A 14,876-nucleotide genomic window follows, 5' to 3' on the forward strand; every position below is an offset into this window, starting at 1 on the left:
GTGTCTAATTCTTACTGCAACTTGGGATTCGTGAGTGATTGAGTTGTTTGACCGTGAATCCTTTCTCAATAAATAAGTCGATCAAATTGTCATTACCAACAAAGTGCAAAGCGCCTACGGCAACAAGATAGCGTCCCTGTGGATTTGGTAGCCAGTGTCCGTTTGTGAGTTTATCTATCCAATCGTAATTCCGTTCTTTATTTAATGTACTGTTTATTTGAGCGGGGAGTTCAGACTCCTGAGTGATTGTTGCTAATGATGGTAGGTGGCCAGTTGTCCAGCTCTCAAACAAACATGGAATCATTTCGTTTGCCTCATCCCAAGAATCTAACGTAGAGATTAACAGTTCAGCACCATCTTGTTCAAAGCTTGAGAGGGCATCAATTTGAAACTGCAACGTTTCCAGGGCAATGATACTGCGGTCAAATTGTTGAGCTTGAGAAATCAAATGCTGATCGATACCTAGATCGGATTCATACCCCAACTGTTGAACTTGGCCGATTTGCAATTTCAGAGCACTTAGCCAAGGAGCAAGTCGCATTAGAGCGTCGTTACTCATATTTAAATCACGAGCTATCTGTTCCAGTTGTTTTTTTTGAGGTGAATTGAGTACGTCTCGCGTCGTTAAATTGGTGGGGGGTAGCTGAATATTATTATCTGTCGAAAGATCAGCTTCAACGATCAGTCCGTCACTGGTTTTCAAAAAGTTGAGTACAGATGTGGGTAAAGGATACATTGATTGAGCACCGACATGAATCGTACCCATTAACATAAAGGTCGTATTGCCTTTGGTCGCCTGCCAGTATAGTGGCTCAGACTTGGCAAAAAAAGACAGTAGGCATAAGCCAGCACATAACCATTTCGGAAATCTCATTGCAGTATCCTTTTCTTGTTCAAGTTGATGTATGAAATCGCGCTACGCTGCATAGAAGCCGTCCGTTAAAGATACGATAGGTTGACTCCAGATTGAACTTGTAGACCACTTTACTATTGAAACTTGATTGAGTCATCGCCGTAATATCATAGTGACATAGAAAGTAAGATTGTGGGAAACAAGGTCCGAGTGCTAGAATAGCGACCAAATTTTGGCTCGCAATATTTGAATCGCGTAAGCAGTTTCAACAAGGTAAATATGATGACGGTTAAAACACGTTTTGCACCAAGCCCAACAGGCTTTCTTCACGTCGGTGGCGCACGTACAGCGCTCTATTCTTGGTTATACGCTAAAAGCCAGGGTGGCGAATTTGTACTTCGAATTGAAGATACGGATTTGGAGCGTTCAACTCAAGAAGCAGTAGATGCTATTTTAGAAGGTATGAATTGGCTAGGTTTGGAGTGGGATGAAGGTCCATATTACCAAACGAAACGTTTTGAACGTTATGATGAAGTTGTTGAACAACTGCTAGCAGCAGGTAAAGCGTATAAATGTTACGCATCTAAAGAGTTACTCGATGAGGTTCGCGCCGAGCAGGAAGAGAACAAGCAGAACCCTCGCTATGATGCGGCTCACCCTAAAATTAAAGCCGCGAATGATGCAGCTCAAGAAAACGACCCATTTGTTGTACGTTTCCGTAATCCAACTGAAGGCAGTGTTGCATTTGATGACCAAATTCGAGGGACAATTGAAATAGGCAATGATCAGCTTGACGATTTGATTATTCGCCGTACAGATGGCTCTCCAACATATAACTTCTGCGTGGTGGTTGATGATTGGGATATGGGCATTTCTCATGTGGTTCGTGGTGAAGATCATATCAATAACACTGCTCGTCAAATTAACATTTACCTAGCGCTCGGTGCAGAAGTGCCTGTGTTTGCGCATTGTGCAATGATTTTGGGTGACGATGGTGCCAAGTTGTCTAAGCGTCATGGTGCGGTTTCTGTTATGCAGTATCGTGATGAAGGGTATTTACCTGAAGCGTTAAAAAACTACTTAGTACGTCTAGGCTGGTCTCATGGCGACCAAGAGATATTTTCCGAAGCGGAAATGATAGAGCTATTTAGTCTTGAGACTATCAGTAAGTCAGCTTCTGCGTTTAATACTGATAAGCTACTTTGGTTGAATAACCACTACATTAAAACGTCAGATCCTAAACATGTTGCTAAACACCTTGCGTGGCACTATGAAAACCAAGGTATCGATGTGACAAATGGCCCACAGGTTACAGATGTCATCCAGCTCGTTGGTGAACGTTGCAATACTTTGGTAGAGCTCGCCCATCAGTCACGTTACTTCTACGAAGATTTTACTGAGTTCGATGCTGGTGCCGCCAAAAAACACTTGCGTGGTGTTGCGAAAGCCCCTCTTACTCTGGCATTAGAGAAGATAGAAGCCATAACTGATTGGAATACAGAGTCACTCCACCAAGTGATCGAAGCGGTTTGTGCTGAGCTTGAGGTTGGTATGGGTAAAGTAGGTATGCCATTGCGAGTGGCTGTTTCAGGAGGTGGTCAATCCCCTTCCGTTGATGCAACGATGGCGTTAATCGGTCAAGAGCGAGTCTTGGCGCGAATTAAGCTTGCGATTGCATTTATTGAACAACGCGAAGCGAATGCTCAGTAAGAATAATTTACTCAAATATGTGAAATAATGTAAAACTTCGACTATATTTTGGCTTTGGTCGATTTCTTGACTCAAGATCTCAAATTTGAGTTGTATAAATTACACTATTTTAGAATAAATGAGATATAGTTGATAAACAAACACTGTTCGATTAGAGTGGTAGATATAATTACTGTTGTTTAACAGGTTTATTCTCATAATATAGGAAGACAAATAATGAAAAAATTAGCAGTAGGTATTGCAGCAGCTCTTATGATGAGCTCTAGTGCGATGGCAGAAGTTTATGTAGGTGCAAAAGCAGGTTCAACTTGGACTAATGATGCATGTATTGTAGGCGGAGCTTGTGATGATGATTCTAATGGATATGGCGCGTTTTTAGGCTACCAAGCTTGGGAAAATGTTGCTCTTGAACTAGGTTACGATGATCTGGGCAAGTTTACTGGCGAAGGCATGGATGATGAAAAAGTTAAAGCAATTACTTTCGCGCCAAAATTCTCTATTCCAGTTGCTGATAAATTTGATGTTTACGGTAAACTTGGTGGTGCATGGGTTGAGTACGGCGATGAAGACGATATGTCAATCCTTGGTGCTTTCGGCTTTGATGTACACGCTACTGATAACTTGTCAGTTCGTCTTGAGTACCAAACACTTACAGACGTGAATAACGATATTGTGCGTGCAGAAGTTAATGCAACTACCATTGGTCTACTTTACAAATTTGGTGGCTCAGAGCCAGCAGTTGCAGCTCCTATTGTCGCTGAAGAAGTTGCGCCAGTAGTTGCAGCCCCTGTTGTTGAAGCGCCTATGGTTAAAGAAGTAGAGCCTAAAATCTTAAGTATGCAATTAGATACTTCTAGTAGCTTTGCGGTTAACAGTGCAGTTCTGTCTGAAGCAGGAAAAGCGGAAGTTGCTAAAGTAGCTATGGTACTGTCAAAGCACGAAGAAGCTGTTGTTAATATCACAGGTCATACTGACTCTACTGGCTCTGAAGAGTACAACCAAACATTATCAGAAGCTCGTGCTCAAGCCGTTGCTGACGAAATCATCAGTGCTGGCATCGACGCATCTCGCGTAACTGCTATGGGTAAAGGTGAACTAGAACCTGTTGCAGATAACGAAACTGCTGAAGGTCGTGAAATGAACCGTCGTGTTGAAATTGATGTACCTTCATTCGACTACGAAGAAATGGTTAAATAAAAGTAGTTTAACTACTCTATTATTTAGATCGAAATGGAAACCGAAGCATTCGCTTCGGTTTTTTTTATTTCAAAGCAATACTGTTCAGGCGCCCCATAAAAATTAGCAAATCTAAGTGTTTTTTATGAGCGGTGAGAAGTGCTTTCTTGGTTTTTGTATATGCGGCAAGTTTTCCATGCTTTTGAATGGAACACACGACACTATGAAATTTACATTTTCCTTCACTATCGTAAGTTCGCCAAGCCGCAATATAGCAGGCATCTCTGTAGTCGGGGTTTTCTTTGGTAGGGCGAGGTTTATAGATGATTTTAGGTTCTAGAGTATGAGGGAGTCTTGTCATTAAGTAAGGATCTTTAAGTAGTAATCTCCAATGCTTTCCCCACATTTCACTACCAAGTTGATTACGCAATAAGATTGCTTTTTTGAGTCCGTTCTTTTCACCAATACGAATAAACCCCACCGAGCGATGAAGTACTTTATCATCTGGTGTATGTATATGGATCTTATAGGCCGTTTTTGCTCTAGAAATAAAACGATGACCTGTATTGGTGTCAAGGTTGCTTTTTGTCATTCGCATCTTATCTATATAATTATTATTAGCGATAATAGACTAAGTTTTGTTCAATTTGAAGCGTATAACGGTGACAAGAAAGTAGTTTTGTTAATCGAAATGGTAAACGCTGAGATATATCACAAATATTTTGATGTAATGTGTATAAATATTTGAGTTTTACTCCAGTTAACTTGTATTCAAGAAGTTAACGTAGAGTTTTAGAAGCAATGTTACGAAAGCGATATCGAGCTGGCGATCAGATAAAATCGTTTATAGGGCTTCTTTGTGTAAGACTCAGTAGAAAGGAGATACTGTTTAATTTAGGTCGTTTCACTTGCATCTTTTTGTTTGATGACTTTATGTCCATCTTCAGTTACGCCTCTTTTCCAATAGCTACTGATATAAATATTTTCTTTGGGAATCTCTTTTTCGTTGCGGAAATAGTTACGTAGTGCTCTCATGGAATCAAATTCGCAGGCAACCCATACCGAAGCTATGCCGTCTAACCAGGGTAATGTTTTCACATTTGGTTCTAGCATTTCGTCTTCCACTAACCACTTAATTTGAAAGTTGCTTGGGGCATCTAGGGGCTGTATATCATCTTGTGATGTCACTTTAATAACAGCGTATCCTTTTGCTTGTTTTGGCAATTGACGAACTTTCGCTGTTAGTGCAGGTAATGCCGTCATATCGGCAACGGTAAAGAACCAATCCGCATCGAGACTTAACTCACTAATTTTACCCGGTCCGGCGATATTGATTGTATCTCCTATTTGCGCATTCATTGCCCAACGAGCCGCAAACCCGCAATTTAACTCTTCTGTTGTATGTCGTACGAAATCAATTTCTATCGTGCTTTGAACTTTGGACAAGTGTCGAATAGTATACGTTCGCAATATTGGCCGTTCTTCAACGTTTAGTGTGGTTAGATCTGTCCCACCTGTAGTATTGAATTGAAGTTTTACATAACTGCCTTCACTGTGGTCAGGGTAATCGGATAAATCTTCACCTTTCAATGTAATCCGCTGCATGTTTGGTGTTATTTGTTCAGACTCAATAACTGTAAATAGCTTGGGTGCTGGTTTCTTCATTTTCTTTTGCATATTCATGAATTTGTTGTTCTCACGTCTAGTCGTTTTTAATAATGTGTATGACACCGTATATTAAATTTCATATTGATAAACCTAGATCTCAACGCGAATGCGTCAATTACACTCGAGCCAATTTTAATTGGCGCCATAGACGACCATCAATAGCCGAAAACCCTATGGCAATTAATCCCATCCCAATTAGGTGGATACGTTCAAGAGACTCATTTAAAAACAGAGATCCAAGAATGATTGCAGAGACAGGTACGAGTAAAGTGACCAATACAGCATTCGTCGCGCCTGCGAGCTCTAAAATTCTAAAATAAATCACATATGCCGCAGCCGTAGACAGTACGGCTAGCCCTATAATAGCCCCCCATGTTACGGCGTTGGTTGAACTTATGTCGATTGCTCCATCGACAAACAGCGTTAATGGAAGCAATACTATGGTAGACGCTGTTACCTGTCCGGCAGCTGTGACTATCGGTTTCACTTTTAATGATTTAAACCTTCGTCCATACACCCCAGCAAAAGCGTAAGATATTGCCGCCGCGACAATAGCCAGTTGGGCTAATACGCTACTCTCACTGCCTAAAGTGGGCACGCCGATCATGACAACAACACCAGAAAAACCGAGAAAAATGCCCACCAGTTTTAATGGTGTTGGCTTTTCATCAGGGAGTAACAAACCGGCTACCACGACGGTAAAAATGGGTGTGGCGGCATTTAGGATAGACGCAATCCCTGAAGCAATCTGTGTCTGCCCCCAAACAATCAAAACAAAAGGGATAACGTTGTTAAGTAATCCCATGCCTAAAAATGCTAACCAGATTTTAAAATCTTTGGGAGGACGCAACCCGAGCGCTGTAACGACTCCCCATAATACAAGAGCAGCAATACCGACTCGGAGTGTGACGATAGTGAGTGGCGGTAAGGAATTAACGGCAATACCAACGAAAAAGAAAGAGCCACCCCATAATAGAGAAAGGAAAATGAGTAGTAACCAAACTTTTGTGTTCATCGTGTGACTGATCGTCGCTGTCATGATTTTATTCCTAGTAGCAGCAAGATACATCGATTGTAATGAAGGGAAGTTCGAAAAACATCTGATTCTTGTGTCATATTTACGTTTCTCGGCTTTAGAACATAGAAATTATTCGTTAGCAAGAATCGGATGTTACTTTGAAAACCGTTATGATTAAGTAATGCTCATATTAATGAACCAATGAGTCTGCTATGCCTAAACCATCTGAAACTGACATGCAAGCTGCCGTTTTTCATCGAGATTCTCTGTTTGATGGGAAATTCTACTACGGTGTGATTACGACAGGTGTTTTCTGTCGACCATCTTGTTCAACCAAAGCGGCCAAATCAGAGAACCTTAGATTTTTTTATGATCAAGAGTCGGCGATGATCGCTGGCTTTCGCCCATGCAAGCGTTGTAACCCTGCTAGCGTTAATGAAAGGAGCACTAAGTTAATCGAGGTCGCTCGCTATATAGAGGAACATGCTGATACTAAGATGACGCTTACTCAACTGGGTCATATCGCAGGTTTGTCTTCCTCGCAACTTCAACGGTCGTTTAAAGATATGTTTGGCTTATCACCAAAACATTTTCAGGATGCTGTAAGAATGCGAAAGTTCAAGCGCAGTCTAAAAGAAGGTGAGAGTGTTACCGATGCGATTTATTCATCTGGATTTGGGTCTCTAAGCCGAGTGTATGGCGAAAAAGCACGTAATATTGGCATGCCTCCTAAAACGTATAGAGCAGGTGGACAGGGAGAAGTGATCTACTACGCATGTCGAGAAACCGCTCTTGGACAGATGATTATGGCAGCAACTGATAAAGGGGTGTGCTCTGTACAGTTTGGTGATAACCGTGAATCTTTGATCTCTCTTGTAACAAAAGAGTTCCCAAAGGCGCAACTTGTCCTCTCAGAGGCGCAAGATAAACCCGATTTAGACAGCTGGATACTCGCACTCGATAACCATATCTCTCATGGCGCACCGAAACCTGAAGTTCCACTCGATATCAAAGGCACCGTATTCCAGATCAAAGTGTGGAACTTTCTCATTAGTATCGCAGAAGGAGAGGTCGTAACGTACGGTGACGTTGCTGAAAATATTGAAAACCCTAAAGCGGTTCGAGCTGTTGGTACTGCTTGTGGTAAAAATCGCATTGGTGTACTTATCCCTTGCCACCGAGTATTACGAAGCGACGGAACGCTGGGAGGGTACCGCTGGGGTGAGGAGAGAAAAAAAGCATTGCTGAAGATGGAAAAGAAAACCGAGTCTCGATAAAAAAGACTTAGCGATAGTTCATCACTAAGTCTTTATTTTTTGGCGCTCCCGACAGGATTCGAACCTGTGACCTGCCCCTTAGGAGTGGTGTGTCTTTCTAGTTTACGAGTTCTCGTTAAATCTCACGCTGGTTCATTTGTACTTTGTTATTAGTGGGTTACGTTAGGTAGTATTCTTGCTGTTTCTTATGTGTTCTCATTTAGGTATAATCTAACTTGACTAAAAACTTGACTAAAAAACGCATAGTCAAACAAGGTGGTCAACGATGTTAACAGCAAAGCAGATAATTGGTTTAAAGCCAAAAGATAAGCCTTACTACGTTTGGGATTCAAACAGCGAAAGAGGCACAGGCAAGCTTGGGGTTCAGGTTACTCCGAAGGGCTCAAAGAGGTTTACGTTTCGTTATTTCATCAATGGCAAAGCGAAGTTCATAGCAGTCGGCGCAATTCCAGCGATGTCACTTGTTGAAGCTAGAGATAAGCAGCGCGAGTTGGGTTCGCTACTTGTTCAAGGTATCGACCTTAAAGAACATTTCTTGTCGCTGGAAAACGAAAGGAGGGCAAAAGAAGAAGCCGAGAAAGCAAAGGGCAGTCTTGAGCAGTTAATTAATGGCTATGTGGCTAAGCTAACACTTGAGGGCAAACGATCAGGCGCTCGGATTATTAAAGCTATAGAGCGTGACGTTTATACATCGATTGCCAAGAGTAAAAAGGCTAAGGATGTCACACCCATTGATGTAAAAGTGCTGCTTGCCAAAATGATTCAAAGGGATGCAGTTGTTCAAAGTAACAAAGTGAGAGCTTACCTCCATGCCGCTTTCAGCTTTGGATTAAAACACGATAATGACCCTGCAAACATGAGCGCTAATACTGTATTTGGCATCGAGTTTAATCCTGTCGCAGCCGTTCCAAGGCAAAAGCACGCAGAACGCGCTGGTGATAACTGGCTAAAACTACGTGAGTTACAACAGCTAATCAATGAGGCTGATGATAATTTTAAGCCTGATGTGTCGATACTTATCAAGTTGTGCGTATATCTTGGTGGGCAACGTCCATATGAGTTAATGGCTAGTAAGTGGGGTGCCGTGGATTTTGATGAGCGCACTTTTGAAGTTAAAGCCGACATTTCCAAGAATCATAAGCCCAATCTAATTCCACTAACTCAGACTGCTTATGATTTGTTTGTCCTGCTCAAGCAATATCACTCAGAAAGTGAGAATCTTTTCCCGCGCAAAAATGCCATGAAGCATCTCGACCCTGTTAACTTTTCCAAATTAATTCGTAACTACTGCAAGAGTACAGGATTTAGAAAGTTTGTTCCTCGAGACTTACGCCGCACAGCCAAAACACTAATGGGTGAGATTGGACTGAGCAAAGAGATCCGCGACAGACTACAAAACCATGCGCTCAATGACGTATCAACGAAACATTATGATCGATATGAATACTTGCCAGAAAAGCGCCGAGCACTAGAGTCTTGGGAGCAGAGACTAAACGAATCCGAGGTGGCTAATGTGCTTGAGTTTAGGAAGCAATCATGAGCAATAAAAACCAAGAGGTTGAACAGCTTAAAGTATATGCACAAAAGCAAGGAGTTGATCCTTCAAAAGTCGAGAAGGCCTACCTTGCACTTGGCAATTATCGCAACTACATAAACATACGAGCGATTGCATTCAATAAGTCTTTTTTTGATGAAAGCGAACTTAGCCCTGTGTTTTTATTTATGGCTGACACTATCGATGCGTTTGCTGAACTTGAGCATGACAGACTCACGGACGGACGCGCTGAAAAGCTAAACAAAGATCACGTAAAATACATGAATAATCTAGTCAAAAAAGCCAATCGCGCCGCTAGCTTAGCGAATAAATCGCTGTCAATGAAAAAACTAGCTGAATTTCTTGATGATGATGTATTTCAAGCCGAATCACCGCGAAAAATTAAAAGACTAAAAGCAGGACTACCAGAAACAGCGAAAGAGATTGTAAGCCTTGCTAAATCGGTTCGAAGCTACAGATTAACTAATTCGAATGAGGAATTTATTGAGTCGGTTTCTGGCTCGCTTAAATGGTGGGCTGATATTGACATGCCGAATCCAGAGTCATCTCAATCTAGCGCTCGTAGTAATAGTTCAATAAAGAGAAATGAGCATTACCTTGTCAGCATGCTGATAGAGTTTGAACCATCAGCGAGCATTTATTACGAGTTTGTTTATCACCGAGAAAAAAAACGTCAGTACAAAGGTATTACAAAGAAGCAAATCGGTTCAAAGTTCATCAAACCGCGAGCAACACTCAGCTCACCTATCGAGAAACGCCGCTAACTCAAAAAGTGGCAATGATCCTCCAATAGTTCATATCTTCTCAAATCAGCTTTAATTGGCCCTCCTACAACGAACAAGGGCTTTAATATGAACAACCAAAACACCCCAAATAATCAATTTGACCGCGTTATTCCTATGAGTGAAGTCGCGAAAATCCTAAACCGCTCACCCAAGAGCCTCTGGCGTTGGTACGCAAAAGACAAAATCATTCCACAGTCGCTAATGGTTAACGGCCGTGCTATCGGCTATCGAGCAAGCACCCTAGATGCCATCCTAAATGGCTTAGAGGGAGGTGTTGCTCATGCCTAGACTAACTGCTACTCAAGTCGCTGTACTCCAGCGCATTAACTCTAAAGCGGCCTTTCTCAACTTTGCACATCGAGTGCTTGGAGGGGATAGCAATGTTTAACACCAGAAACAGCCGCCCACTACAAACGCTTGAAAACGTTCAGCAGCTAATAGAAGCAAATGGCATTCACTTCACATATAGCCGCAACATGTCAGCCATTATGCAATTTGACGGGGGCGCGATTGAGAACCGAGACCATCAAGAGCAACTGTTAATGGACTTAGCGACGGAGCAGGGCTTTTATCGTGATGGGTTAAAACGCGTTATTCGAATTGCAATTAATAAGCAAATAAGCGCTGACTATCGCGCTCTTGAAAAGAAAAAGCCCACTGACAAGCAGCAGGCTTAACACATAAAACGGACTAGCGGTGCAGCGTCCAAACTTACCGCTATTCCTCTACCTGAGAGAATCATAGCTTATGAATAATAACTCCTGCAACAAAATTGAACAGTTTATGAGCGAGTGCTCAGACTTAATTCGTTGCTGCCCTCATACTTCTATCGCTCGTTTTGCTGATGAACTATCCCAAAGCGCAATGATGCCGAGAAATACCACATTTTTAACAGTGCTTAGTATTTTTAGTTCGGTTGCTTGTCGCGCTTATCGCGTGAATTATGAGCATATTGGATCGCAGCCATTGAGTATTAACTTTTGTGGTGAGCAACCACCAGCTGCTGCTAAAAGTCGAGTTTTGTCCGAGGCGCAGAAGCCTGTTATTCAGGAAGCAATGCGCGAGAGCAAGGTTATTCGCAAGGACATCGCAGAGAAGCAGGATGCAATTGACCGCGAGAGCGATAAAAACTTAGAGAAGCAACTCAAATCAGAGTTAAAGCAAATGCAGCAACGGCTAAGCAGCATGTTTGAATTTATAACCGATGCAACGCCCGAAGCACTAGATATGAGCCTGTCACACTCAAACGGCTACTACTCGATAGCTAGCGCGGAACAAGGGGCTATTAACACGCTCATGGGCGTTAGCTACTCAGATTCAAAGTCTGTTGCAAACCGTGACTTAGTACTTAAGGGGTTTAACGGCGAGTGGCATAGCTCAAAACGAAAATCACGCGATGGCTTTACTGGTTATGTTGTCGGGGCAATTTCCGCTATTGCTCAGGACGGTATGATTGAGAACCTGCTAAAGGCGTCAGATACTAGTGGTGTAATTGAGCGCTTCATGTTGTGGGCTGAGCCTACCTTGCTGGGGGAACGCGATCACACTTGCTACCACAAAATGAATGGGGAAGTAGTGTGTCGTTATTACAGCGCGCTGGTGGGGTTGTATGGCAAGATTACTAATATGGATTATAACGACCTACCAGCGATGTCATTAAGTGTTAGAAGTTGGGATAAAATAAAACTCCGCCGTAATGAATTAGAGCCTACAATTGCTAACGATGGCGAAAACGCTAACACGCTACTACGAGGTATGATCGGAAAATACGATATTCACGTGATGAAAATTGCAGCCTGTTTGCATTTGAGCAATGACGATGACAATTTGCTAATCCATGATGACCGGGTAAAGGAAGCAATGGCAATAGTGGATCTGTACATTTTGCACATCAAATCGCTTATATCTGAATCCGCTATAGTGACATTCAGCGAGCGCGAGAGGGCCGTTATTGAGTACATTAAGCCTAAGCGGCGTGTTATTGGTGCTGAAGTCATTAGAAAGCTATCACGGCGAAAATGCTTTATTCGTGGCAAATCTAGAGACACGGAGGCAGTGAAAGAAACAATAGAGAGCCTAGCGGAACGGGATTTCTTGAATATAACCAAAAAGCCCAGTGACCCACTAAATGACGCGATGATCGCCCTAGCTTGACTAAGCCGCCTACGGGCGGTTTTTTACACGAGCAGGAAATGTCAGTCTTGGTCAACTGATGGTCAATTAACTGACCACGGAAAAGTCTTGCCACACAAGAGCAGGAGAGGAAATGGTCAAAATGGTCAATTATTTTTAGCTTTTTCTTTCACTGACTTTCTGACGATATTTTACTTTTTCTTTTTGGGGTACTGACCAAATTGACCATTTGGCTTGAAACCCTGTTCTATAAGGGCTAAGTATGGTCAATTCAATTGACCATCGTGGTCAATTTTAACTAAACGAGACAAAACACACCTTTCTTGCCCCAGTATACTTTGAGTCCACGCACCACAATACTTCAACATCAATCTTAGAGTCCAGAAGGAATATTCGGAACTCATTATCGTAGTCCCGAAAAGAAATTTTTCGACATCGATAGAAACATTTCTTAAGTCCACGTCCAGTAATACTTAGACATCATTAGGTGTCTAGATGGCTGCTTTGTGTGGTTGTTTCGCTTGATTTATTTTAATGCGAAATGATGCCTTGCTAATTCCTTATTTGACTAACAACTTGACTATAAATTGAAATTTGTATTCTTTGGTTAGTGGTTGCTAGCTTTTAGTGCCTTGTTATGATTGGCGCTCCCGACAGGATTCGAACCTGTGACCTGCCCCTTAGGAGGGGGCCGCGCTATCCAGCTGTGCCACGGGAGCATAGTTATATATAGTACTGAAATATTTGAATAAGTTAACTACTAAACTCGTATTTATAACTGTTTGTGCATAACATCGCCAATTTGGATACTTGAAGCCAGATTGGGTTGGTCGACATGCAATTCAGCTTCGTGTTCATAAACTCGGCCTACGGTTAACGTGATATTACTCTTGGTTACTTTATTGCGTGGGATACCACGCTGATCGATAAATGTACCGGTATGCCATAATTGTAATTTGTCACCTTCTTTTACTCCGTGGATGCGTCCGAGATCCATCATAACGAGTCCATCTCGTTTTACTATTATTTCAGGTAAAGTGATTTTACAAGAAAGGTTGGACTCTAGATCGAGCATTATTTGACGGCTTAAATTTAATAACATTTCTCCATAAGTTGATGCCCAGAAGCGAGCGCTTTGGGTATCAATGCGGCTGGTTTTTGGAAAAGGCCAACGAGCAACTTCTCGATAATTACGCGCCATTATTTCATTTCCCGTTTTTCCATCGAACACTCTCAGTTCAAATGCAAACTGGCGATTAATAATTTCATTACCCGCGTTATCTACCGCAATAGTTGCGGTCATATCGGTAATGTTTCCTGTTAATAGATACTGCACGGATTTATCTTCCGCTATCATTTTAATGCGTTCTGGGCTTTCTTTATTTATTCCATAGTTGGTGGTGCCGACGGAGATAAAGCTACGAGCTTCTTGTTTTAACTGACGGTGAAGAATTTCGGCAAAGTCATCGCCTATATTATAAAGTTGACCCATTACCGCTTGCTGAGGTGACTCTAAATTTAAATTACCAACAAGAAATGTCTTTTTATACTGCTCTACGTGGCAACCCATTGCCGATGGGTAGATGTCAATTTTTGCCCTCACCAACATTTCATCATTGATAATATTGCGACTTTCTACCAGTACATAGCGAACTTCATGGTTGGTAAAGATGAATTCATTCTTGTTGGCGTTCAATAGAGGGTAAAGATTACTGATGCTACCAATGTCGGCTCCAGAGAAGTTTACAGCTTGATAAATCGCATCTTCTAACGCTTTTAAACGTGCTTGCTCTTGAGTGGATACAATGGCTGAACGACCTGTTACCTCGTACCATGCGGAATTAGCAGCTGATGAAAATAGCATCAGCGAAGCGAGCAGCAAGTTGGCAATAAATTTTATTTTCATTGAATTATTCCAGTTAGGTACGGTTTTTGCTTTGTATTTAACAGTTATATAGTCCGGCAAGACTTTTCTAACTGTTGAATAAAGAAAAGCAAAGAGCGTTCCAGTTTTATCGTCAAAATTTGGTCGCCGTGCAGCCTGGGTATATTTGGAGATGAAATTATGAAAAAATTGCTAATGTTAGCCCCCATATTTTTGTTGACGGCGTGCTCGTTTGCGCCGATCTACAATGGTAAAGAACCTTATAGTGGAACTGAGTTTTTGTTAGCTCAGAGCCCTCGTCATACTCTTGATTTCTTCGTACAAAGCATGACAGAAGATTTGATTGTGTCGAACACCAGTGTTACCGCTCGTACACCGATAGCTGTAACGTCATTTGTTGATCTGCAAAATATGGATATGACGAACTGGTTAGGGAATTCAGTATCAGAGAGCTTTATCAACCAATTTCAGCAACGTGGCTTTAAAGTTGTCGACTATAAAACCACAGGATCGATTCAAGTTACTCAGATGGGCGACTTCGCATTGAGTCGAAATTGGAAAGATCTCGCTGAGCAACAAGATATTCAATATGTCTTAACGGGTACAATGCTGCGTCAAGAAGGTGGTGTATTGGTTAATGCTCGAGTGGTAGGAATGAAAACTCGCATCGTCGTTGCGACGGCACAAGGGTTCTTACCTGCAGATCGTATCGGGAGAGATTTAGATACTCTGAATACGATGCGAACAGAAGACGGTGTTATGATTCGCTCTGACCCGACGATCACTCAGCCTTATACTGTTATTCTTAGACCATAG

The 14,876-nt window shown here is 42.0% G+C and carries 14 protein-coding genes and 1 tRNA gene; 9 read left to right on the plus strand and 6 right to left on the minus strand.

What is annotated here, in order from left to right; all coding sequences use genetic code 11:
• Positions 1–4 precede the first annotated feature (4 nt).
• On the minus strand, positions 5–874 hold the full coding sequence (locus ACWU4D_RS07305) for a TraB/GumN family protein (RefSeq protein WP_456050748.1): 870 nt from the start codon (positions 872–874) through the stop codon (positions 5–7).
• A gap of 261 nt (positions 875–1,135) precedes the next feature.
• Between ACWU4D_RS07305 and gltX the strand changes: the two genes are divergently transcribed.
• On the plus strand, positions 1,136–2,563 hold the full coding sequence (gene gltX / locus ACWU4D_RS07310) for a glutamate--tRNA ligase (RefSeq protein ID WP_456050749.1): 1,428 nt from the start codon (positions 1,136–1,138) through the stop codon (positions 2,561–2,563).
• 216 nt (positions 2,564–2,779) lie between these two features.
• Positions 2,780–3,760: an OmpA family protein gene (locus ACWU4D_RS07315; protein WP_456050750.1), complete on the plus strand. Its 981-nt coding sequence runs from the start codon at positions 2,780–2,782 to the stop codon at positions 3,758–3,760.
• A gap of 64 nt (positions 3,761–3,824) precedes the next feature.
• Here ACWU4D_RS07315 and ACWU4D_RS07320 read toward each other — a convergent pair whose 3' ends face one another.
• The 3 genes from ACWU4D_RS07320 to ACWU4D_RS07330 form a co-directional block, all read right to left on the minus strand.
• Positions 3,825–4,331: a Fe3+-citrate ABC transporter substrate-binding protein gene (locus ACWU4D_RS07320; RefSeq protein ID WP_456050751.1), complete on the minus strand. Its 507-nt coding sequence runs from the start codon at positions 4,329–4,331 to the stop codon at positions 3,825–3,827.
• 302 nt (positions 4,332–4,633) lie between these two features.
• Positions 4,634–5,404, minus strand: a complete 771-nt coding sequence (locus ACWU4D_RS07325) for a siderophore-interacting protein (protein WP_456050752.1) — start codon at positions 5,402–5,404, stop codon at positions 4,634–4,636.
• A gap of 118 nt (positions 5,405–5,522) precedes the next feature.
• Positions 5,523–6,446, minus strand: a complete 924-nt coding sequence (locus ACWU4D_RS07330) for a DMT family transporter (protein WP_456050753.1) — start codon at positions 6,444–6,446, stop codon at positions 5,523–5,525.
• A 191-nt stretch (positions 6,447–6,637) separates the two neighbouring features.
• Between ACWU4D_RS07330 and ACWU4D_RS07335 the strand changes: the two genes are divergently transcribed.
• From ACWU4D_RS07335 to ACWU4D_RS07360, 6 genes are all read left to right on the plus strand, one after another.
• The gene (locus tag ACWU4D_RS07335; RefSeq protein ID WP_456050754.1) at positions 6,638–7,702 is read left to right on the plus strand and encodes a bifunctional transcriptional activator/DNA repair enzyme AdaA; all 1,065 of its coding nucleotides are present in this window, start codon (positions 6,638–6,640) and stop codon (positions 7,700–7,702) included.
• A gap of 265 nt (positions 7,703–7,967) precedes the next feature.
• Positions 7,968–9,242, plus strand: a complete 1,275-nt coding sequence (locus ACWU4D_RS07340; RefSeq protein ID WP_456050755.1) for a tyrosine-type recombinase/integrase — start codon at positions 7,968–7,970, stop codon at positions 9,240–9,242.
• Positions 9,239–10,021, plus strand: a complete 783-nt coding sequence (locus tag ACWU4D_RS07345) for a hypothetical protein (protein ID WP_456050756.1) — start codon at positions 9,239–9,241, stop codon at positions 10,019–10,021. Before ACWU4D_RS07340 ends, ACWU4D_RS07345 begins: the two co-directional genes overlap by 4 nt.
• An 87-nt stretch (positions 10,022–10,108) precedes the next feature.
• A complete protein-coding gene (locus ACWU4D_RS07350; RefSeq protein WP_456050757.1) occupies positions 10,109–10,330 on the plus strand; it encodes a helix-turn-helix transcriptional regulator in 222 nt (73 codons plus the stop codon).
• 92 nt (positions 10,331–10,422) lie between these two features.
• Positions 10,423–10,719 carry a hypothetical protein gene (locus tag ACWU4D_RS07355; protein ID WP_456050758.1) on the plus strand — a complete coding sequence of 99 codons (297 nt, stop codon included), beginning with the start codon at positions 10,423–10,425 and terminating at the stop codon, positions 10,717–10,719.
• 106 nt (positions 10,720–10,825) lie between these two features.
• Positions 10,826–12,196 (plus strand): DUF3987 domain-containing protein, encoded by a 1,371-nt coding sequence (locus tag ACWU4D_RS07360; protein WP_456050759.1) that lies wholly within the window; start codon positions 10,826–10,828, stop codon positions 12,194–12,196.
• 621 nt (positions 12,197–12,817) lie between these two features.
• Here ACWU4D_RS07360 and ACWU4D_RS07365 read toward each other — a convergent pair.
• Both ACWU4D_RS07365 and ACWU4D_RS07370 read right to left on the minus strand, forming a co-directional pair.
• Positions 12,818–12,894, minus strand: a tRNA-Arg gene (locus tag ACWU4D_RS07365).
• Between the two features lie 53 nt (positions 12,895–12,947).
• Positions 12,948–14,081: a flagellar assembly protein FlgT gene (locus tag ACWU4D_RS07370; protein ID WP_456050760.1), complete on the minus strand. Its 1,134-nt coding sequence runs from the start codon at positions 14,079–14,081 to the stop codon at positions 12,948–12,950.
• Positions 14,082–14,240: 159 nt separating this feature from the next.
• Between ACWU4D_RS07370 and ACWU4D_RS07375 the strand changes: the two genes are divergently transcribed.
• The gene (locus ACWU4D_RS07375; protein ID WP_456050761.1) at positions 14,241–14,876 is read left to right on the plus strand and encodes a FlgO family outer membrane protein; all 636 of its coding nucleotides are present in this window, start codon (positions 14,241–14,243) and stop codon (positions 14,874–14,876) included.

The organism is Vibrio phycocola (genome assembly GCF_053850235.1).

Coding starts and splice junctions, on each gene's coding strand:
- ACWU4D_RS07305 (WP_456050748.1), bottom strand. CDS start 874: ATGAGATTTCCGAAATGGTTATGTGCTGGCTTATGCCTACTGTCTTTT.
- gltX (WP_456050749.1), top strand. CDS start 1,136: ATGACGGTTAAAACACGTTTTGCACCAAGCCCAACAGGCTTTCTTCAC.
- ACWU4D_RS07315 (WP_456050750.1), top strand. CDS start 2,780: ATGAAAAAATTAGCAGTAGGTATTGCAGCAGCTCTTATGATGAGCTCT.
- ACWU4D_RS07320 (WP_456050751.1), bottom strand. CDS start 4,331: ATGACAAAAAGCAACCTTGACACCAATACAGGTCATCGTTTTATTTCT.
- ACWU4D_RS07325 (WP_456050752.1), bottom strand. CDS start 5,404: ATGAAGAAACCAGCACCCAAGCTATTTACAGTTATTGAGTCTGAACAA.
- ACWU4D_RS07330 (WP_456050753.1), bottom strand. CDS start 6,446: ATGACAGCGACGATCAGTCACACGATGAACACAAAAGTTTGGTTACTA.
- ACWU4D_RS07335 (WP_456050754.1), top strand. CDS start 6,638: ATGCCTAAACCATCTGAAACTGACATGCAAGCTGCCGTTTTTCATCGA.
- ACWU4D_RS07340 (WP_456050755.1), top strand. CDS start 7,968: ATGTTAACAGCAAAGCAGATAATTGGTTTAAAGCCAAAAGATAAGCCT.
- ACWU4D_RS07345 (WP_456050756.1), top strand. CDS start 9,239: ATGAGCAATAAAAACCAAGAGGTTGAACAGCTTAAAGTATATGCACAA.
- ACWU4D_RS07350 (WP_456050757.1), top strand. CDS start 10,109: ATGAACAACCAAAACACCCCAAATAATCAATTTGACCGCGTTATTCCT.
- ACWU4D_RS07355 (WP_456050758.1), top strand. CDS start 10,423: ATGTTTAACACCAGAAACAGCCGCCCACTACAAACGCTTGAAAACGTT.
- ACWU4D_RS07360 (WP_456050759.1), top strand. CDS start 10,826: ATGAGCGAGTGCTCAGACTTAATTCGTTGCTGCCCTCATACTTCTATC.
- ACWU4D_RS07370 (WP_456050760.1), bottom strand. CDS start 14,081: ATGAAAATAAAATTTATTGCCAACTTGCTGCTCGCTTCGCTGATGCTA.
- ACWU4D_RS07375 (WP_456050761.1), top strand. CDS start 14,241: ATGAAAAAATTGCTAATGTTAGCCCCCATATTTTTGTTGACGGCGTGC.